The organism is Flavobacterium sp. (assembly GCF_044377315.1).
GTDB lineage: Bacteria > Bacteroidota > Bacteroidia > Flavobacteriales > Flavobacteriaceae > Flavobacterium.
In genome coordinates, this window is record NZ_JBILJG010000002.1 from 32,981 (window position 1) to 52,381 (window position 19,401).

Sequence of the window (19,401 nt, forward strand, 5' to 3'; positions counted from 1 at the left end):
AAAAAATTAATTTTGATGCTATTATTTAATATGCGCGCATATAATTATGAATTTGTTATTATTATTCAAATAAAATAGTAATTCCATAATTTTATGATTGGTTTTGAGCAATTTTTATTTGCATAATAGTTGAAAGATTGTGTGCCATGTTTTTCATTCTTTCACAATTAAAACCTTCAAAATTTTCTTTGATGGCTGCTTCAAAATGTGTCAACCAAATTTCAAACAATTCTTTTGATAAATAAGATTTCATATTTACATCCAAATGAATTTGTGTCAAATTATTAAAATAACCACCGGTTCCAAAAATAGCTTGCGACCAAAAAGTTACTAAAATAGGCAAGTGTTCCTCCAACTTTATTTTAACAACATCAGTAAAAATATAACTGATTTCAGCATCAGCTAAAAGTTTTTTGTAAAAATCCTCTACAATGATATATAAGTCATCTTGATTTTGAACGTCATTCATTTCAAAAAAAAATTAAAGTACAAAGTTACACGATTCCAATTTCAATACTCTGATTTATGTCATATTTATAAAAGAAAAAGGTTTCAAAAATTAATTTGAAACCTTTAAACTTCGTATTTCTGAATTCGTACCTCGTACTTACATATTACATATACGCTTCAATAGGAGCACAGCTACAAACTAAATTTCTATCACCATAAGCATCATCTACACGACGAACGCTTGGCCAAAATTTATTTTCAGCAATATATTCTAACGGATAAGCAGCTTGTTCTCTGGTGTATGGAAAAATCCAAGTATCGGCAGTCAACATATTTAAAGTATGCGGTGCATTGTGCAAAACATTGTTAGTTTCTTCTTTAGTTGCTGCTTCAATTTCTTTTCTAATTGAAATCATGGCGTCACAAAAACGATCTAATTCTGCTAAATCTTCTGATTCTGTTGGTTCAATCATCAAAGTTCCTGCAACTGGGAAAGATACTGTTGGAGCGTGAAAACCATAATCCATTAATCGTTTTGCAATATCGGTAACTTCAATTCCTTTTTCTTTGAAAGCTCTACAATCTAAAATCATTTCGTGTGCCGCTCTTCCCATTTCACCTGAATATAAAACTGGATAGTGCGATTCTAAACGCGTTTTCATATAATTAGCATTCAAAATTGCATATTTTGTAGCATTAGTAACACCTTCTGCACCTAACATACATATATATCCATAGGAAATTAAGCAAACTAATGCAGAACCATAAGGCGCGGCAGAAATAGCCGTAATTGCTTGATCTCCGCCTGTAGCAATAATTGGATTGGTTGGTAAAAACGGAACTAATTTTTCGTTTACACAAATTGGTCCAACACCTGGTCCACCACCACCGTGAGGAATAGCAAATGTTTTGTGTAAGTTCAAGTGGCAAACATCAGCACCAATTGTAGCCGGATTTGTTAATCCAACTTGTGCATTCATGTTGGCACCATCCATATAAACCAAACCACCATTTTCATGGATAAGTTCAGTGATTTCGCAAATAGCACTTTCAAAAACACCATGCGTTGAAGGATAAGTTACCATTAATGCTGATAAATTATCTTTGTGTTCGATAGCTTTTGCTCTTAAATCTTCAACATCAATATTACCGTTTTCCATTGTTTTAGTTACGATAATTTGCATTCCTGCCATCGCTGCCGAGGCTGGATTAGTACCATGTGCCGATGATGGAATCAAACATACATTTCTGTGATGATCCCCACGAGATAAATGATAAGCACGAATTGCCATCAAACCTGCGTATTCTCCTTGTGCACCAGAATTTGGTTGTAAAGTTGTTCCTGTAAAACCTGTAATAACATTCAATTGATGCTCTAATTTTTTAAGCATAATTTGATAACCTTCCGCTTGTTCCACTGGAGCAAATGGGTGAATACTGTTCCAATTTGCCATAGATAATGGAAGCATTTCGGCAGCAGCGTTCAATTTCATCGTACATGAACCTAATGAAATCATCGAATGATTTAACGATAAATCTTTACGTTCTAATTTTTTGATATAACGCATCAACTGACTTTCAGAATGATGACTATTGAAAACATCATGCGTTAAGAAAGTTGAAGTTCTTTCTAATGATGATGGGATGTTATTTGTTGAAGATAATTCAGAAACTTTGAAGCTTTCTTTACCTATTGCTTCTGCAAAAATAGAAATGATTTGATTCAAATCTGAAATAGAAGTTGTTTCGTTTACAGAAATTGAAATGGTTTCGCTATCAACATAAAAGAAATTTACTTCATGTTTTTCTGCAATTGCTTTCACTTTTGAAGCATCAGCTTTTACAGAAATAGTATCGAAGAAAGATGTATTTACGTTATAAACACCCAATTTATTTAAAGCATCTGATAAAGTTACCGCCGAAGCATGTACTTTATTAGCAATATATTTCAATCCTTTTGGACCGTGAAAAACGGCATACATTCCTGCCATAACAGCCAATAAAACTTGAGCTGTACAGATATTAGAAGTTGCTTTTTCGCGTTTTATGTGTTGTTCACGAGTTCCTAAAGCCATTCTCAATGCTCTGTTTCCATTTACATCAATAGAAACTCCTATTATTCTTCCAGGCATAGAACGTTTGAACTCCTCTTTTGTTGCAAAAAAAGCAGCGTGTGGCCCGCCATAACCCATCGGAATTCCGAAACGTTGCGAAGTTCCAACAACAACATCAGCACCAATTTCTCCAGGAGATTTAAGTTTTACCAATGATAAAATGTCAGCAGCTACAGCAACTTTAATTTCTTTATCGTTAGCTTTTGCGATGAAACTTGCATAATCATTTACTTGACCAAATTTTCCTGGATATTGTAAAATAGCTCCAAAGAAATCTGTTGAAAAATCAAATGTTTCATGGTTTCCAACAACCAATTCTACACCAATTGGAGTAGAACGTGTCTGTAAAACTGATAAAGTTTGAGGTAGGATTTCTTCTGAAACAAAGAATTTACAAATATTATTTTTCTTTTGATCACGAGAACGGACATCAAATAACAAAGACATTGCTTCGGCTGCCGCAGTTCCTTCATCAAGTAGTGATGCGTTGGCGATTTCCATTCCTGTAAGTTCGATTATCGTTGTTTGATAATTTAGAATTGCTTCTAAACGACCTTGCGCAATTTCAGCTTGATAAGGTGTGTACGCAGTATACCATCCTGGATTTTCAAAAATATTTCTCTGAATCACCGAAGGAACAATCGCTGGATGATAACCCAAACCAATGTAGGATTTGAAAACTTTATTTTTCTTTCCTAATTCTTGAATGTGCGTTAGGTATTCATATTCAGTCATTGGAGTGTCAAGATCTAAGTCTTTTTTTAGACGGATATTGTCTGGTACAGTTTCATAAATTAACTGGTCAAGACTTTCTACTCCTATGGTTTTAAACATATGTTGTAGGTCGTTCTCACGTGGACCTATGTGGCGTAATGCAAATGAGTCTGTTTTCATTTAAATAATTATATGATAAATTTTTTGTGTTGTTTTAAGAGAACAAAAGTAATTATTAAACTTCTATTTTTAAGTTAAACAAGCTGTAATATTTTGAGAATTTGTTAACTAAAAACAAGGTTTATTAACAGAATGATTAGTTTTGTGCAATGCAATTTCTAAAGAAACTTTTCGGTTTTTACATCAATTCAAGCATTCATGTGGCTTTGTCTGTTTATGCTTTGGTTCAATTGACGGAAATTTTGTTTACTATTTCTGATGATTTTGCTACTTCATACTTTGCTTTTTTTGGAACAATTGTCGGCTATAATTTTGTAAAATATGATGCTTTAGCAAGAACAAAAAAAGTACAAATGTCACTTCAATTAAAAGGAATTGCCTTTATGAGTTTTCTATCTTTGATAGCTACTGGATATTATTTTTTTCAATTGCAAAAAACTACACAAATCATTGGTTTTGTATTTCTCTCCATAACATTATTATATACTTTACCGTTCTTTCCCAATAAAAAAAATGCTCGAAATTGGGCTGGATTTAAAATTTACATTGTGGCTTTGTGTTGGGTAGGAGTGACGCTTTTTCTTCCAATAATTAATAATAGTTTGCCTTTAACAAGTTATATGTTTTTGGTTGCAGCACAACGATTTATATTGATTTTTGTATTGATATTAATTTTTGAAATCATTGATTTAAGATTAGATGATCCGCATTTGAAAACCGTTCCGCAGCAGATAGGAGTCGCAAAAACCAAACGAGTAGGAGTTACGTTGATGGTTTTATTCGTGTTGTTAGAATTTTTATCATCTGATTTTAGAATGGAGTTTTTTGCCTTAAAATCGGCTTTGGCAATAACAACGATTTTGTTTTTGTTGTTTTCGAATGAAAAGCGGTCACGCTATTTTGCTTCTTTTTGGGTGGAAAGTATTCCGATATTTTGGTGGTTATTTTTGGTGGTTTTCGGCTAATTCTTTTAAAACTTTATTGCGTTCAGTAATAAAATTGGTTAAATGTTTTTTCAGAATAAGTACATCAAATAGTCTTCCAAAAATACCATACGGCGTTTGATATTGAATTTTATCAATCATCATTACAAATCCGTTTCCATCGATGAAGGAATGCTGGTGTTTGAACGATTTAAACTTACCTTCAATCATTTCATCCACAAAATAATCATAGAGATTCATCGCAGAAATGATGCTTTTGTGCGTTAAATAAAAACCGAAATGTTTACCACGCCAAGTAACTGTTTCTCCTTTGTTAATTAAGCCCGAAGTTACACCATCAATAGCAGTTTCGTTCGACTTTGCTGTAGATAATTTATGAATATCAATATTTCTTGATAAGTCGAAAATGACTTGTTTGGAGGTTTTAATTTTAGTTGTAAGGTTTATTGTGGTCATTATTACAATTTATAGTATCCAATTAAATTATGAATAAAAAGAAGCATATTCACCACAGCAAAAAGAACAAAAAGTGTATTCATAAAATAGCTTCCAACTTTAAATAAGGTTCTTTTCGGAATGCTATACATTGGATAATACGCAATTTGAGTAGCAACTTTTCCAACCCAATAAGCAGCAATTAGTCCTGTTAATGCAACTGCTAATGCTGATTGTTCTTTTAATTCATTTGTAAATAATAGTGCTATTGTTCCAAAAGAAAAGTTTAATCCTTGAATATATCTTCCATAAGTTTTTGCAATTTCTTGATTTAATGGTTTCAATTGTTTTACATCATTATACCAATCAAAAACTTGATGACGAATGTAAGGATAAATCATTGCTGTGAAAATTTGACCAATTCCACTCAGGATAATCAGCCAGTTTGCAATTGTTAAGTTCATGAGATATTATTTTATAGTTTTTTTACCTTCAATTGTGATTTTTGAACCTATTAAAAGAAACTCAGAAGTTGGTTTCAATTCTTGTAAAAATTTAAAATCTTGGCCATAAACACTTTCAAAATCTACATCAATTTTATAATCTACAACTTTTAATTGTTCCCATCTTGGGTGCGAAACAGCATATTCAATTGACTTATCTTTATTGTAATTGGTGTAACCAAAATAATGTTCAGTGATGAATTCGGCTTCTGAATTTACTTCAATTGGAATAGCATTTTTCTCTGTTGTCATTGCGATAGAATTCCATTTAGCATCTTTTAACCATTCGTATTGAAAAGATTTTGAAGTTTGGTTTTCAGTTCTTGAATGACGCATTTTCAGAGTTTGATAATGTTCATTGTATAAGGTGTTAGCTACAATCGTAATAGCATGTTTCGGGACAATTTCTTTAACGAAAACAACGCCGCGTTTCCATATTCCATTTTCGAATCTTTTTACATAGAATCGTAAATTTACTTCCTCAAAATTTACATGAAACAGAACTTTTATTCCTAAAACTTTTACGTTTTCAAACATAAATCCGATTAAGCTTATGTAACATTTGCCATTCCATAAATCGAATTCGGTGCCTTTTGGAACATAATTTTCTAAGATTTTTGGATCGATTTCGTAATTGAACATTGCTAAATCATTCCATTCTGCGGTTAAGAAGCTCATGATAATTATCTATTTTTTTAAACTTTCAGAAAAAAATGAAAGTTTTGATTAAATTTTTTAATTTTTATTTCATTATTTTAACAACCAATTTTGCCAACCAATTGTCTTTGTATTCGGTCATTTTGTCTAATACATTATCTGCTTTTAAAACAAAATCATATAATTTAGTGGTTTGAGCTACAAAATGTTTTTCTTCTGCGGTATTGTCTGATGTTATGGAAGAAACTTCTTTTAAAACTTTCAAAGCTGGTTTGATTTCTCTTTTGCTACGTTCTCTTGAGATTTTTACTGCTAATTCATCTAAATCTTTTTCAGCTGTGAAGAATTCTCTTCGTTCACCAGCTTTGTATTCTTTGTACACAATTCCCCAATCCATTAAGGCTCTTAAATTCATTGAAGCATTTCCGCGAGAAATTTGCAATTCTTCCATAATGTCTTCCATCGAAACTGCTTCGTGCGAAACCATCAAAAGCGCATGAATTTGAGCCATGGTTTTGTTAATTCCCCATTGACTACCTAGTGCACCCCAAGTTTGAACGAATTTATTTTTAGCTTCTTTGAATTTCATTATAGAATGTTATTTCATTTTGACAATACAAAGATATATAAAAGTTTTTAAAGTTTCAAAAAAAAATGAAAGTTTGTTTTTTTTATTTCAAAAATAATGACATTGGTGAATATAATCACTGAAAAATATATAAAATTGGTGAATAGTTTCACTGAAAAATATATATAATTGGTGAATATAATCACTAAAAAAAATATAAATTTGGTGAATATGAAATAGTTTTATATCTTTGTAAAAAGTTTAAAGCAATGATAAATAGAGATTTAACCAATGTTGTGCTTCAAAAATTGCATAGAGGTAAAGTTATTGTGCTAATTGGCCCAAGACAAGTTGGTAAAACAACTTTACTAAATGCTTTATTAAATGATAAGGAATATCTGTTTTTGGATGGTGATGATAACTCTGTGTCCGATTTACTTTCTAATGCGAATACAGAACAATTAAGAAGTATAATCGGAAATTATAAATACGTTTTTATTGACGAGGTACAGCGCATTCCAAATATTGGTTTGAAGTTGAAGATTGTGGTGGATCAAATTAAAGATGTTCAAGTAATTGTCTCAGGTTCATCAGCTTTTGATATTAATAACATGACGCAAGAACCGTTAACAGGAAGAAAATTTGAATACCAAATGTTTCCAGTTTCGTGGAGTGAATTCGAGAATAATGTTGGTTACATCAAAGCACATCAACAACTAGAATTACGAATGCTTTACGGAATGTATCCCGATGTAATAAATAATTTTGGAAACGAATATGAAATTTTGAAAAACTTAGTTTCGAGTTATTTATACAAGGATATTTTGGCTTTGGCAGGAATTAGAAAATCCAATGTTTTAGAGAAAATTCTTCAAGCTTTAGCATTTCAGGTTGGGAGTGAAGTGAGTTATAACGAAATAGCACAATTAGTTGGTATTGATAAAAACACCGTGAATAATTATATCGATTTGCTAGAAAAAAGTTTTGTGATTTTTAGATTAAATAGTTTTTCTAAAAACATTAGAAACGAAATAAAAGCCAACAAGAAAATCTATTTCTACGACAATGGTGTTCGAAATATGGTTATTGGAAATTTCAACAATTTAGCACTTCGACAAGATAAAGGAGCATTGTGGGAAAATTTTATGATTGCCGAAAGGATGAAACATTTGTCTTATTCGCAAAGCAATGCAAAACCTTATTTTTGGAGAACCACCACCCAACAAGAAATTGATTATATAGAAACCAATGCTGACGTGGTAAGTGCATTTGAATTCAAATGGGCAAATACTAAAAAAGCAAAATTACCAAATTCGTTTGTCGAAGCTTACAACCCAAGTTTTTTGGTGGTGAATAAGGATAATTTTAGGGAGTTTTTAAAAGACTAATTTTTCATAAAACCATTAAGGAATTAAGGTTATTCAAGTTTTAAAGCTTAATTTTTCTTAATTTCTTAATGGTTTATTTTTAAATTTAAACCAACCCAGCCCGTTTCAACAACGCCTCTACTTTTGGTTCTTGTCCTCTAAAACGTTTATACAATTCCATTGGTAATTCAGTTCCGCCTTTTGAAAGCACATTGTCTTTGAATTTCGTTGCGACTTCTTTATTGAAAATTCCTTTTTCTTGGAAATAGGCAAACGCATCAGCATCTAAAACTTCTGCCCATTTATAACTGTAATATCCAGAAGAATAGCCACCTTGAAAAATATGTGAAAATGATGTGCTCATGCAATTTTCGGCAACATCAGGATACAAACTTGTGCCTTCCATAGCTTGTTTTTCAAAGGCTTTGACATCAGCGATAGCCTGTCCACCGTAGGAGGATGACTTTCCATGATAGGTCATGTCTAAAATCCCGAAACTCAATTGACGTAACGTTGCCATTCCTTCTAAGAAACTCGCGCTTTCTTTGATTTTTTCTACATATTCTTGCGGAATGATTGCTCCCGTTTCGTAATGTTTTGCAAACAATGCCAAAGCTTCTGGTTCGTAGCACCAGTTTTCCATAACCTGACTCGGCAATTCCACAAAATCCCAATAAACAGAAGTTCCAGATAAACTTGGATAGGTTGTATTGGCTAACATTCCGTGTAATGCGTGACCAAATTCGTGGAATAAAGTGGTTACTTCATTAAAGGTTAGGAGTGAAGGTTTCGTTTCTGTTGGTGGAGTAAAATTACAAACGATAGAAACGTGAGGTCTTTCATTGATTCCGTTTTTCACTGCTTGTGATTTATAAGAAGTCATCCAAGCGCCATTTCGTTTTCCTTTTCTTGGGAAAAAATCGGAATAAAAAATGGCAACTAATTGTCCTTCGAAATCTAAAACCTCAAAAGTTTGAACATCTTCGTGGTATTTGTCAATATCAAAAACTTCTTTGAATGTGATTCCGAATAGTTTTTCTGCTATAGTAAAAGCTCCGTTTAAAACATTTTCTAACTTGAAATATGGTTTTAAAATCTCATCATCAAAGTTGAATAATTTTTGTTTCAATTTTTCTGAATAATAAGGCCCGTCCCATTTTTCTAGTTGGTCAATTCCGTCTAATTCTTTGGCGAAAGCGGTTAACTGAGCAAATTCTTTTTCTGCTGAAGGCTTTGCTTTTTCTAACAAATCATTCAAAAACGATTGCACTTTTTCAGGATTTTGAGCCATTCGTTCTTCCAAAACAAAATCAGAATGCGATTTGTATCCTAATAAATTAGCTCGTTTATGACGTAATTCAACAATACGTTTTACGTTTTCTTTGTTGTCAAATTCGTTATCTTGAAACGATTTTTTTCCTGCAGCAATTGCGATTTCTTTGCGTAATTCACGGTTTTCAACGTAGGTCACAAAAGGCAAATAACTTGGAAAGTCTAGAGTGAAAACCCAACCTTCTAATTCTTTTGATTTTGCCAAACTTGCTGCCATTTCTTTAGCACCATCAGGCAAACCTTTTAAATCTTCTTCGTTGATAATGTGCAATTGATAATTGTTAGTTTCAGCCAAAACATTTTCGCCATAAGTCAATTTTATTTTGGCTAATTCCGTATCAATTTCACGTAATTTCAATTTATCTTCTTCATTAAGTAACGCGCCATTTCTAGAAAATCCTTTGAATTTTTTATCTAATAAAGTAGCTTGTTCTGTAGTTAAAGTCAAAGAATCTTTTTGATCATAAATGGCTTTAACTCTTTTGAATAAATCTTCGTTTAATGAAATATCGTTGCTAAATTCAGTCAATAATGGAGAAACTTCTTGAGCGATTTTTTGCATTTCGTCACAAGTTTCTGCCGAATTCAAATTGAAGAAAATCGATGATAATCTGTCCAATTGTTCACCTGAAAATTCTAAAGCATCAATCGTGTTTTCAAATGTTGGAGCTGCAAAATTTGTAATTACGGCATCAATTTCGGCTTTTGCTTGCGCTATGTTTTCGATAAAAGCAGGTTTGTAATCCTCTAGTTTTATTTGCGAAAAAGGCGCGGTGTTATGTTTGGTGTTGAATGTTGAGGTAAGTGTTTTCATTTTTGTATCACAGAGTTTCACAAAGTTTTTTCACAAAGTTTCACAGAGAATTTTGTGTGACTCTGTGTTGAACTTCGTTTAACTTTGTGTGATTTTTTTATTTTTTCAATTCAGATGCGGCTTTATTCACCGCTTCTTTTAAACTTTCTTTATAGAAAATGATTTTATCTAGAACACATTTGTCTTGACTTCCGATGATTTGTGCGGCTAGAATTCCGGCATTTTTTGCACCGTTTAAAGCAACAGTTGCAACAGGAACGCCACCAGGCATTTGAAGAATCGATAAAACCGAATCCCAACCATCGATAGAATTGCTAGATTTTACAGGAACTCCAATTACAGGAAGTGGCGACATAGAAGCGACCATTCCAGGTAAATGAGCCGCGCCACCAGCACCAGCAATGATTACTGAAATACCACGAGTATGCGCGTTTTTGCTAAAATCAAATAATTTTTCAGGAGTTCTGTGTGCCGAAACGATATCGACTTCGGTTTCGATGTCAAATCCTTTTAAGATGTCGATGGCTTCTTGCATTACGGGCATATCTGAAATGCTTCCCATTATTATGGCTACTTTGCTCATTGTTTTAGTTTAATGTTGTTTAAATTGTTTGTCAGTTTAAAGTTGTTGCTATTGTCAACAACTGCCAACTGTGACTGATTACTGCGACTGAACACTAATAACTCGTATACCATTCTTAACTTCCTCAGCAATTTTTCTCGCTTCCACCATATTCTCATTTACAATCGTAACATGTCCCATTTTTCTGAAAGGTCTTGTTTCTCTTTTGCCGTAAATGTGTGGCGTTACACCATCAATGGCCATTATTTTTTCGATGTTTTCATAAATAACTTGACCCGAAAAACCTTCTTCACCGACCAAATTTACCATAATTCCTGCAACTTTGCTATCGGTAGTTCCTAAAGGTAAGTTTAAAATGGCACGCAAATGATTTTCAAATTGCGAAGTATAACTCGCTTCAATTGAGTAATGTCCCGAATTGTGTGGTCTTGGCGCGACTTCATTTACCAAAATTTCATTGTCTTCAGTTTGAAACATTTCTACGGCCAATAGTCCAACGTGATTGAAAGCTTCTGAAACTTTTAAGGCAATTTCAGTTGCTTTTTGAGCCACTTTCTCGTCAATTCTTGCAGGACAAATTACATATTCTACTTGATTGGCTTCGGGATGAAATTCCATTTCTACCACAGGATAGGTTTTCACTTCTCCCGAAACCGAACGAGCTACAATTACTGCCAACTCATTTTTAAACGGAACCATTTGCTCTGCAATGCATTCTACTTCTGGTAAATTGTCTAAATCGGATAAAGCACGAACTATTTTTACACCATTTCCATCATAACCAAATTGAGCACATTTCCATACGAAAGGTAATTGGATTGTTGATTGCTGATTGACGATTGCTAATTTTAGATTTTCAAGATTTGTAAATCTTTGATGAGGTGAAGTTGGGATGTTATTTTCAACATAAAAATCTTTTTGACGACCTTTATTCTGAATTAATCTTAAGGTTTTTGGTGATGGAAATATAGGTAATCCTTCTGATTCCAAAACGTCTAAAGCATCAAGGTTTACGTTTTCGATTTCGATAGTTAATAAATTTACCATTTTTCCAAATTGGTAAACGGTGTCATAATCCATCAAACTTCCTTTGTAAAAAGCGTTGCAACTGTATCTTGCTGGTGCTTCTTCACTTGGTTCTAAAACCAAAGTTTGTATATCGAATTTTCTAGTTTCGGTCAATAGCATTTTACCTAATTGTCCGCCACCGAGAATTCCTAATTTAAAATCGGATGAGAAATAATTCATTTTAGTTGTGTTTGCGCAAAGATAAACATTTGAAAATTATTTTAATCGCTTTAAAATATCTTTCACTGCCGATTTATAAGCAGGAGTTTGGAGACTACAATCTCTTTGAAGTAAAAATTTTAATTCCTCATTTACCCAATGGTGTCTTTTGCCAAGGTTGTACAGAGTTCGCATTGTGTATGCAGCATTTGCGGCTTTGTTGGATTCAATCAACCAATCTAAACAGGTTTCAATTATCTTTTCTTCTTGATTTTCTGTTAAAGAATATTTTTTAGAATTGGATAGAAATAAACAAATTTTAGAAATCGAACGTATGGCAGAATCATTTTTAAAAAGAGGTAACGTTTTGCAAAAATCCTCTAAAAAGGTAAAATCAAATCCATTTTTTCTTAACAAATCAATTCCAAAATCCAACAAGCTTTATGATGATTTTTGTCCTTAATATTAAATGCAATTTCTAATAAATACTTTAAATAATCAGGATTAGCAAAGATGAAATCTTTATTATCATCTCTACTTTTCCTATGTGCTGTGCTTTTAGCGATTTGATTGTAATAAGTTGCATTCATTTTGTAAATATATCAATTTTGCAAAAAAGTCAAAATACTTGTTATTAAATAGTTATTAGTTCGTAAATTTGCTCCTTTATTTTTTAAAACAACAACACAATGATACATCTTCACGATAAAACTTTCGAGCCGTTTATTTCAGCAGAAGAAATTGATTTTGCAATTGCAAATATGGCCAAACAAATGGACGACGATTTTTTTGATGAAGTTCCTGTTTTTGTTGGAATTTTAAATGGTTCCTTTATGGTAATGTCCGATTTGATGAAACATTACAGAGGAATGTGTGAAGTGAGTTTTATGAAAATGGCTTCTTATGAAGGAACACAATCTACAAATGACGTTAAACAACTAATCGGAATCAATGAAAACCTTGAAGGAAGAACTGTAGTAATCGTTGAAGATATTGTAGATACTGGAAATACAATTGAAGAGTTGAAATCCATTTTCAAAGGAAAAGGAGTAAAGCATTTAAAAATTGCAACTTTATTTTTCAAACCAGAAGCGTACAAAAAAGACATTAAAATCGATTACGTAGGCATTAGAATTCCAAATAAATTTATCGTAGGATATGGTTTAGACTACGACGGATTAGGAAGAAACCTAGCAGACGTCTATCAATTAGCACAATAGTAATTAACGATTGATGAGTAACGATTTTTGATTTTAGAAGTTGAATCAAAAATCAGCAATCACCAATCAAAAATCAAATAAATCATTATGATTAACATCGTTCTTTTCGGAAAACCAGGTGCAGGAAAAGGCACACAAGCTGAATTTTTAAAAGAAAAATACAATTTAACCCACTTATCTACAGGTGATATTTTTAGATTTAACATCAAAAATGATACTGATTTAGGAAAATTAGCCAAAACATACATGGATAAAGGCGATTTGGTACCAGATGAAGTAACCATTCAAATGTTGCAAAGTGAAGTGGATAAAAACCCGAATTCTGCAGGATTTTTATTTGATGGTTTTCCAAGAACTTTAGCGCAAGCAGAAGCTTTAGATAGATTTTTAGAATCTAAAGGTCAAAATATTACGGCTACCGTTGCTCTTGAAGCAGATGATAATATCCTAGTAGCTCGTTTGTTAGAAAGAGGAAAAACATCAGGAAGACCAGACGATCAAGACGAAGAAAAAATCAGAAATCGTTATGACGAATACAACCAAAAAACAGCACCATTGATGAATTATTACAAATCTCAAAGAAAATTTCACGCTGTAAATGGTATTGGAACCATCTTAGAAGTTAACGAACGATTGAATCAAATTTTCGATAAATTATAGTCTTAAGAATTGGATTGGAGATAAATTTCGAGCATTCAATTTTTTTTCTGATATTTGCAAAATAGTAAAGAGCTATATTCTTCATTTAGAGTGCAGCTCTTTTTTAAATATTAAAATGGAAATTTTCATAATTTTTTTATTGATTTTACTTAACGGCATTTTCTCAATGTCTGAAATTGCTTTAATTTCTTCGCGAAAGAACCGCCTGGAAACTGCTGCCAAAAAAGGGAATGCAAACGCTAAAGTAGCACTTGATTTAGCCAATTCTCCAAACAAATTCTTGTCAACTGTACAAATTGGAATTACACTTATTGGTATTTTAACAGGTATTTATTCTGGAGACAAAATCACAACCGATGTTCAAGAATTTATAGCGACATTTGAAGTATTGGCTCCTTACTCAAAAAGTATCGGAGTTGGAATTGTAGTAGTTGTTTTGACATTTTTCTCATTAGTTTTAGGTGAATTATTGCCTAAGCGAATAGGCTTAAATTATCCAGAAGCAATTGCCAAAGCGGTTGCAGTACCAATGAAGATAATTTCACAAGTTACAATGCCATTTATTTGGTTACTAACAACTTCTACTGATTTTCTTCTGAAAATTTTCAAAATAAAACCAACTGCCGACGGAAAAGTTACCGAAGAAGAAATCAAAGCCATCATCAAAGAAGGTACAGAAGACGGAGAAATTCAAGAAATTGAACACGATATTGTGGAACGCGTCTTTCATATTGGTGACAGAAAAGTAAATTCACTAATGACACATCGTTCAGACATTGTTTACTTATCATTAGAAGACACAAAAGAAGAAATAAAGGAAAAAGTTCTCGATGAACTTCATTCTGTTTATCCAGTTTGCGAAGAAAATTTGGATAGCGTAATTGGACTTGTTTTGCTCAAAGACTTATTTGTAAGTTTTGAAACTGGAAAATTTGACTTAAGGTCAATTACTAAAGAACCAGTTTATTTAATCGAGCAAACATCAGCATATAAAGCACTTGAAAATTTCAAAAAATCCAAATTGCATTACGCTTTTGTAGTCGATGAACATGCTTTTTTTCAAGGTGTTATAACATTAAATGATATTCTAGAAGCATTGGTGGGCGACGCATCCGATTTTGACGAAGACGAATATAAATTGGTTGCAAATGAAGATGGAACTTGGCTTGTAGATGGTCAATATTCATTGCACGATTTCCTTACCTATTTCGATTTAGACGAAATCATTAACGATTATGAAGTAACCACTGTAAGCGGATTTTTCATCACTGAACTAGGAAATATTCCAACAGAAAGCGAAAAAATCATCTGGAACAAACTTGAGTTGGAAGCCCTAAAAATGGATGGTGCTAAGATCGACAAAGTGTTGATAAAACAATATAAAGAAAATTAGGAGCGAACCTGCCTGCCGGCAGCCAGGTTCCTGATACTGGAACTCGTCTCGTTCCAAAAAAACGAGACTCAAACAATTTCAGTATCAGGGCTAGCTAGTAAACCATTTACATAAAATAATAGTTTTGGTAGAAGTTTTTGTTAAGCAACGAAACTTTTAAACTTTAAACTTTAAACAAAAGAAAATGACAGAAGGTAACTTCGTAGACTACGTAAAAATATATGTTTCATCAGGAAAAGGTGGGAAAGGCTCAACCCACTTACACCGAGAAAAGTTCATTGAAAAAGGTGGGCCAGACGGTGGTGATGGTGGTCGTGGCGGACACGTTTATCTAAAAGGAAATAAAAATCTTTGGACACTTTTTCATCTAAAATTTATCAAACACATTCGTGCAGGTCACGGTGGCGATGGTGGTGGCGATAGAAGTACAGGTCACGATGGCGACGATAAATACATCGAAGTACCACTAGGAACAGTAGTTAGAGATCAAGAATCTAATGAAGTTTTATACGAAATAACCGAACACGACGAAGTAAGAATAGTAGCAAAAGGCGGAAAAGGCGGACTTGGAAACTGGCATTTTAGAAGTTCAACCAATCAGACACCAAGATATTCTCAACCAGGATTACCTGTTCAAGAAGTTGATGTGATTTTAGAATTGAAAGTGCTTGCCGATGTTGGATTAGTTGGATTTCCAAACGCTGGAAAATCTACGTTGCTTTCGGTTCTAACTTCTGCTAAACCTAAGATTGCCGATTATCCATTTACAACATTAAAACCTAATTTAGGAATTGTTGCTTACAGAGATTTTCAATCATTTGTAATTGCTGATATTCCCGGAATTATAGAAGGTGCAGCCGAAGGAAAAGGACTTGGACATTATTTCCTTCGTCATATCGAGAGAAATTCTACATTATTATTTCTAGTTCCAGCAGATGCCAATGATATTAAAAAAGAATACGAAATTCTACTAGACGAATTACGTCGTTACAATCCAGAAATGCTCGATAAAGATAGATTGTTAGTTATTTCCAAAAGCGATATGCTAGACGATGAATTGAAAGCCGAAATGAAAGCGGTTTTAGATAAAGAAATTAAAGGAATACCTTATTTGTTTATTTCATCAGTTGCCAATCAAGGTTTACAAGAACTAAAAGATAAGTTGTGGCAAATGCTAAATTTGGAAGACGAAAAGCCAAGTAATAGTCATGATATATAATAGAAAAACGGTTTCTATTATAGACTACCCCCAAAAGTTTAGACAAATTTATAATTACTTTTGATAATAATGAGCTCGATATTTTATCGGGCTCATTATGTTTACACTTGATTTAATCCTTTCCTTCAATTATTTTTGATGATAAACTTGTTTATTTTTGTTTTGGTTCTTCTATTGATTTGAATTTTTGTGTGTAAAACAATTCAGACACAATTATTTAAATGAAGTTTTTTTTCTGCATCTTTAATAAATGAAAATAACCGCATGATTTTTTATTTTGAAGTTAAAATTCTTGGATTTTAATGTATTATTAATTTTCTTTAAAAAAGGATTGTTTATTTGTAAAATATTTGGTCATTTTCTTTTTAAAAATCATGAATTTTAAAATACACCAAAAAGATTTCTTGATGTTGTATTAATCAAATCCTCAAAAAAAATGTTAACTTCGCATCACCAAAATTTGAAATATTCAATTTATGATGTAACAATGTGCATTTTAAATAGACTATTCTATAAAACAATAAAAATATTAAAAGTATTATGAAAAAATTATTTTTATCCTTAATCGTTGGGATTATGCTTATTCCTACAAGCGCGAAGGCCGACGAAGGAATGTGGTTTTTAATGTTCATTGAGCGTTTAAATCATCGAGACATGCAAAAAATGGGCTTACAACTAACAGCCGAAGAAATTTACAGTATCAACAATCACAGTTTAAAAGATGCTATTGTACAATTTAATGGTGGTTGTACTGCCGAAATTATCTCTAAAGACGGGTTGGTTTTAACCAATCACCACTGTGGTTACGATGCAATAGCTGAACTTTCAACTGCTGATAAAAATTACCTAAAAGATGGTTATTGGGCTGCCAACAGAAAAGCAGAGATTAAACCATCAAGTTTGTATGTTCGTTTTTTCGTAAGAATGGATGATTGTACAAAAAGAGTTTTAGCAGTTACCAATCCAAGTATGAGCGAGGCTGATAGAGAAAAAGCTATCAATGCTGAAATTGCTAAAATAGAAAAAGAAAACAACGAAGGCGGAAAATATACCGTTTCAGTTCGTCCATTTTTTCAAGGAAATGAATACTACTATTTTGTTTACCAAGATTACAAAGATGTACGTTTAGTTGGAACTCCACCAGAAAGCTTAGGAAAATTTGGTGGTGATACTGATAACTGGGAATGGCCTCGCCACACAGCAGATTTCTCTATGTTTAGAGTATATGCAAATGCAGACGGTTCACCAGCTGACTATTCAGAAAATAATGTTCCTTTAAAACCTAAACATCATTTACCAGTAAATTTAGGTGGTGTAAATGAAAATGATTTTGCAATGATTTTGGGTTATCCAGGTCGTACTAACCGTTGGATGCCTGCTGGCGGAATTGAGCAAAACGTAAAGTTTGCATATCCTGCATGGGTTGAAGGAGCAAAAACAGGAATGGACAACATGAAAAAATATATGGATCAAAGTGATGCTTTGAATCTAGTATATGCTTCTAAATATGCTGGAACTGCTAACTACTGGAAAAACCGTCAAGGAATGATTGATGCTTTAACTAAGTTCGGAACAGCAAAATCTAAAGCAGCTCAAGAAGCTAAATTCAACAAATGGGCTAATAAAACAGCTAACAAAGCTAAATACGGAAACGTAATTGCAAACATCAATAAATTTTATTCGATGACAAATGAAAAATCTCGTCACGATAACTATTTACAACAATTATTCCGCACAACAGCTTTCGGAACAATAGGAAGAACTATCGGAAAACAATTAGAAAACTACGTAAAAGCTGATGCTACTAAACGTGCTCAAATGGCACCGGGAATTGTAGAAATGGCAACTGAAATATTCAAAGAACTTCATGTTCCTGCCGAAAAAGACTTGTTAGCTGCACAATTAAAAACGTATGCAACTAAATCAACAGGTTATGCAATTGCTCCAATGGTTAAGAAAATTGGTAACGAAAACAATAACGATTTTACTAAATACGCAAGCGCAGCAATCGATTTAAGTATCTTAACTTCTGTTGATAGAATTAAAGCATTCTTAGATTTACCAAACGAATCAATGCTGACAAGTGACCCACTTTACATTTTGTCTAACGATATGATAACACATTTTTCTTCAAAATCTGACGAAATTGCTAAAGCTCAAAACGATTATGGTGCTTCTTTCCGTTTATTAGTTGAAGGTTTAAGAGAATCTAAAATCGGGACAACAAAATATCCAGACGCTAACTCAACTTTGCGTTTAACATACGGAAAAGTTCGTTCTCTTCCAGCAGACAAACGTAATGATGCTACAATCAACAATTATACAACTTTGGCTGGACAAGTAAAAAAATACAAAAAAGGAGATCAAGAATTTGATTTACCATCACGTATTTTAGAAATGAACAAAAACAAAGATTTTGGTCGTTATGCTGATAAAGACGGTTCACTTCACGTAAATTTCTTGACCGACAATGATATTACAGGAGGAAACTCAGGTTCGCCAGTTCTTAACGGAAAAGGTGAATTAATTGGTCTAGCATTTGACGGAAACATTGAAGCTATGGCTGGTGACGTAATCTTTGACGACAAATTACAAAGAACTATCAACGTAGATATTCGTTATGTACTTTGGGTAATCGAAAATTTCTCAGGCGCCAAACATATCGTTGACGAAATGACTTTGGTGAAGTAAACCAATTTGTCATTCGTCGCAGCGAATCTAAACTCCGAATTAAGCAATTAGTTCGGAGTTTTTTTATACTTCTATTTTTGTCATTCCGGAGGTTTCTTTTTTTTGAAGCGAATGGCTTGAGCATTTTCAGCAATCCATGTTCCTGCTTTCATCCCAAAACTTTGCCCAAAGCAAAGGTTTTTCCTTTCAATCAGGGCTAGATAGGTTTTGTATTGATTATTTGTTAAGTTTTTAAAAAGACTTTCTAGTTTACAAATCGTTTTTCCTATTTTTGAAAAATAAAACCAACACATGAAGTTTCTATCTTTTTTATTTTTTCTAATCTCCATA

Annotated in this window: 18 protein-coding genes; 7 read left to right on the forward strand and 11 right to left on the reverse strand. The window is 32.8% G+C overall.

Features of this window, described 5'->3' with window-relative positions:
* Window positions 1-91 precede the first annotated feature (91 nt).
* Both ACIQ66_RS00880 and gcvP read right to left on the reverse strand, forming a co-directional pair.
* Window positions 92-469, reverse strand: coding sequence for a group III truncated hemoglobin (locus ACIQ66_RS00880; RefSeq protein WP_396210932.1), 378 nt, complete (start codon window positions 467-469; stop codon window positions 92-94).
* Between the two features lie 145 nt (window positions 470-614).
* On the reverse strand, window positions 615-3,458 hold the full coding sequence (gene gcvP / locus ACIQ66_RS00885; RefSeq protein WP_396210933.1) for an aminomethyl-transferring glycine dehydrogenase: 2,844 nt from the start codon (window positions 3,456-3,458) through the stop codon (window positions 615-617).
* Window positions 3,459-3,607: 149 nt separating this feature from the next.
* Between gcvP and ACIQ66_RS00890 the strand changes: the two genes are divergently transcribed.
* Entirely contained in the window at window positions 3,608-4,423 is an 816-nt protein-coding gene (locus ACIQ66_RS00890; RefSeq protein WP_396210934.1) for a hypothetical protein, read from the forward strand.
* Here ACIQ66_RS00890 and ACIQ66_RS00895 read toward each other — a convergent pair.
* The 4 genes from ACIQ66_RS00895 to ACIQ66_RS00910 form a co-directional block, all read right to left on the reverse strand.
* Window positions 4,400-4,858, reverse strand: a complete 459-nt coding sequence (locus ACIQ66_RS00895; RefSeq protein ID WP_396210935.1) for a cell division protein — start codon at window positions 4,856-4,858, stop codon at window positions 4,400-4,402. The genes ACIQ66_RS00890 and ACIQ66_RS00895 overlap by 24 nt on opposite strands.
* A 2-nt stretch (window positions 4,859-4,860) precedes the next feature.
* Entirely contained in the window at window positions 4,861-5,301 is a 441-nt protein-coding gene (locus ACIQ66_RS00900; protein WP_396210936.1) for a hypothetical protein, read from the reverse strand.
* Between the two features lie 6 nt (window positions 5,302-5,307).
* Window positions 5,308-6,018 (reverse strand): YqjF family protein, encoded by a 711-nt coding sequence (locus ACIQ66_RS00905; protein WP_396210937.1) that lies wholly within the window; start codon window positions 6,016-6,018, stop codon window positions 5,308-5,310.
* A gap of 64 nt (window positions 6,019-6,082) precedes the next feature.
* Entirely contained in the window at window positions 6,083-6,586 is a 504-nt protein-coding gene (locus tag ACIQ66_RS00910; RefSeq protein ID WP_396210938.1) for a GbsR/MarR family transcriptional regulator, read from the reverse strand.
* A 248-nt stretch (window positions 6,587-6,834) separates the two neighbouring features.
* Between ACIQ66_RS00910 and ACIQ66_RS00915 the strand changes: the two genes are divergently transcribed.
* The gene (locus tag ACIQ66_RS00915; RefSeq protein ID WP_396210939.1) at window positions 6,835-7,953 is read left to right on the forward strand and encodes an ATP-binding protein; all 1,119 of its coding nucleotides are present in this window, start codon (window positions 6,835-6,837) and stop codon (window positions 7,951-7,953) included.
* A gap of 85 nt (window positions 7,954-8,038) precedes the next feature.
* Here ACIQ66_RS00915 and ACIQ66_RS00920 read toward each other — a convergent pair whose 3' ends face one another.
* The 4 genes from ACIQ66_RS00920 to ACIQ66_RS00935 all read right to left on the reverse strand — a co-directional run bounded on the left by ACIQ66_RS00920 (window position 8,039) and on the right by ACIQ66_RS00935 (window position 12,323).
* On the reverse strand, window positions 8,039-10,078 hold the full coding sequence (locus tag ACIQ66_RS00920) for a M3 family metallopeptidase (RefSeq protein WP_396210940.1): 2,040 nt from the start codon (window positions 10,076-10,078) through the stop codon (window positions 8,039-8,041).
* A 97-nt stretch (window positions 10,079-10,175) separates the two neighbouring features.
* Window positions 10,176-10,661, reverse strand: coding sequence for a 5-(carboxyamino)imidazole ribonucleotide mutase (purE, locus tag ACIQ66_RS00925; protein ID WP_396210941.1), 486 nt, complete (start codon window positions 10,659-10,661; stop codon window positions 10,176-10,178).
* A gap of 78 nt (window positions 10,662-10,739) precedes the next feature.
* On the reverse strand, window positions 10,740-11,909 hold the full coding sequence (locus ACIQ66_RS00930) for a 5-(carboxyamino)imidazole ribonucleotide synthase (RefSeq protein ID WP_396210942.1): 1,170 nt from the start codon (window positions 11,907-11,909) through the stop codon (window positions 10,740-10,742).
* 36 nt (window positions 11,910-11,945) lie between these two features.
* Window positions 11,946-12,323: a hypothetical protein gene (locus ACIQ66_RS00935; protein WP_396210943.1), complete on the reverse strand. Its 378-nt coding sequence runs from the start codon at window positions 12,321-12,323 to the stop codon at window positions 11,946-11,948.
* A 254-nt stretch (window positions 12,324-12,577) separates the two neighbouring features.
* Between ACIQ66_RS00935 and hpt the strand changes: the two genes are divergently transcribed.
* The 5 genes from hpt (at window position 12,578) to ACIQ66_RS00960 (ending at window position 19,071) form a co-directional block, all read left to right on the forward strand.
* Window positions 12,578-13,108, forward strand: coding sequence for a hypoxanthine phosphoribosyltransferase (hpt, locus tag ACIQ66_RS00940; RefSeq protein WP_396210944.1), 531 nt, complete (start codon window positions 12,578-12,580; stop codon window positions 13,106-13,108).
* 87 nt (window positions 13,109-13,195) lie between these two features.
* Window positions 13,196-13,768, forward strand: a complete 573-nt coding sequence (locus tag ACIQ66_RS00945) for an adenylate kinase (protein WP_396210945.1) — start codon at window positions 13,196-13,198, stop codon at window positions 13,766-13,768.
* A gap of 115 nt (window positions 13,769-13,883) precedes the next feature.
* On the forward strand, window positions 13,884-15,161 hold the full coding sequence (locus ACIQ66_RS00950) for a hemolysin family protein (RefSeq protein WP_396210946.1): 1,278 nt from the start codon (window positions 13,884-13,886) through the stop codon (window positions 15,159-15,161).
* 184 nt (window positions 15,162-15,345) lie between these two features.
* On the forward strand, window positions 15,346-16,380 hold the full coding sequence (obgE, locus tag ACIQ66_RS00955; RefSeq protein ID WP_396210947.1) for a GTPase ObgE: 1,035 nt from the start codon (window positions 15,346-15,348) through the stop codon (window positions 16,378-16,380).
* 540 nt (window positions 16,381-16,920) lie between these two features.
* A complete protein-coding gene (locus tag ACIQ66_RS00960) occupies window positions 16,921-19,071 on the forward strand; it encodes a S46 family peptidase (RefSeq protein WP_396210948.1) in 2,151 nt (716 codons plus the stop codon).
* Between the two features lie 80 nt (window positions 19,072-19,151).
* Here ACIQ66_RS00960 and ACIQ66_RS00965 read toward each other — a convergent pair whose 3' ends face one another.
* Window positions 19,152-19,400 carry a hypothetical protein gene (locus tag ACIQ66_RS00965; protein ID WP_396210949.1) on the reverse strand — a complete coding sequence of 83 codons (249 nt, stop codon included), beginning with the start codon at window positions 19,398-19,400 and terminating at the stop codon, window positions 19,152-19,154.
* Window position 19,401: the final 1 nt, after the last annotated feature.

Coding starts and splice junctions, on each gene's coding strand:
- hpt (WP_396210944.1), top strand. CDS start 12,578: ATGATACATCTTCACGATAAAACTTTCGAGCCGTTTATTTCAGCAGAA.
- ACIQ66_RS00900 (WP_396210936.1), bottom strand. CDS start 5,301: ATGAACTTAACAATTGCAAACTGGCTGATTATCCTGAGTGGAATTGGT.
- purE (WP_396210941.1), bottom strand. CDS start 10,661: ATGAGCAAAGTAGCCATAATAATGGGAAGCATTTCAGATATGCCCGTA.
- ACIQ66_RS00880 (WP_396210932.1), bottom strand. CDS start 469: ATGAATGACGTTCAAAATCAAGATGACTTATATATCATTGTAGAGGAT.
- ACIQ66_RS00910 (WP_396210938.1), bottom strand. CDS start 6,586: ATGAAATTCAAAGAAGCTAAAAATAAATTCGTTCAAACTTGGGGTGCA.
- ACIQ66_RS00915 (WP_396210939.1), top strand. CDS start 6,835: ATGATAAATAGAGATTTAACCAATGTTGTGCTTCAAAAATTGCATAGA.
- ACIQ66_RS00965 (WP_396210949.1), bottom strand. CDS start 19,400: ATGGAGATTAGAAAAAATAAAAAAGATAGAAACTTCATGTGTTGGTTT.
- ACIQ66_RS00890 (WP_396210934.1), top strand. CDS start 3,608: ATGCAATTTCTAAAGAAACTTTTCGGTTTTTACATCAATTCAAGCATT.
- ACIQ66_RS00945 (WP_396210945.1), top strand. CDS start 13,196: ATGATTAACATCGTTCTTTTCGGAAAACCAGGTGCAGGAAAAGGCACA.
- gcvP (WP_396210933.1), bottom strand. CDS start 3,458: ATGAAAACAGACTCATTTGCATTACGCCACATAGGTCCACGTGAGAAC.
- ACIQ66_RS00960 (WP_396210948.1), top strand. CDS start 16,921: ATGAAAAAATTATTTTTATCCTTAATCGTTGGGATTATGCTTATTCCT.
- ACIQ66_RS00920 (WP_396210940.1), bottom strand. CDS start 10,078: ATGAAAACACTTACCTCAACATTCAACACCAAACATAACACCGCGCCT.
- ACIQ66_RS00930 (WP_396210942.1), bottom strand. CDS start 11,909: ATGAATTATTTCTCATCCGATTTTAAATTAGGAATTCTCGGTGGCGGA.
- obgE (WP_396210947.1), top strand. CDS start 15,346: ATGACAGAAGGTAACTTCGTAGACTACGTAAAAATATATGTTTCATCA.
- ACIQ66_RS00895 (WP_396210935.1), bottom strand. CDS start 4,858: ATGACCACAATAAACCTTACAACTAAAATTAAAACCTCCAAACAAGTC.
- ACIQ66_RS00950 (WP_396210946.1), top strand. CDS start 13,884: ATGGAAATTTTCATAATTTTTTTATTGATTTTACTTAACGGCATTTTC.
- ACIQ66_RS00905 (WP_396210937.1), bottom strand. CDS start 6,018: ATGAGCTTCTTAACCGCAGAATGGAATGATTTAGCAATGTTCAATTAC.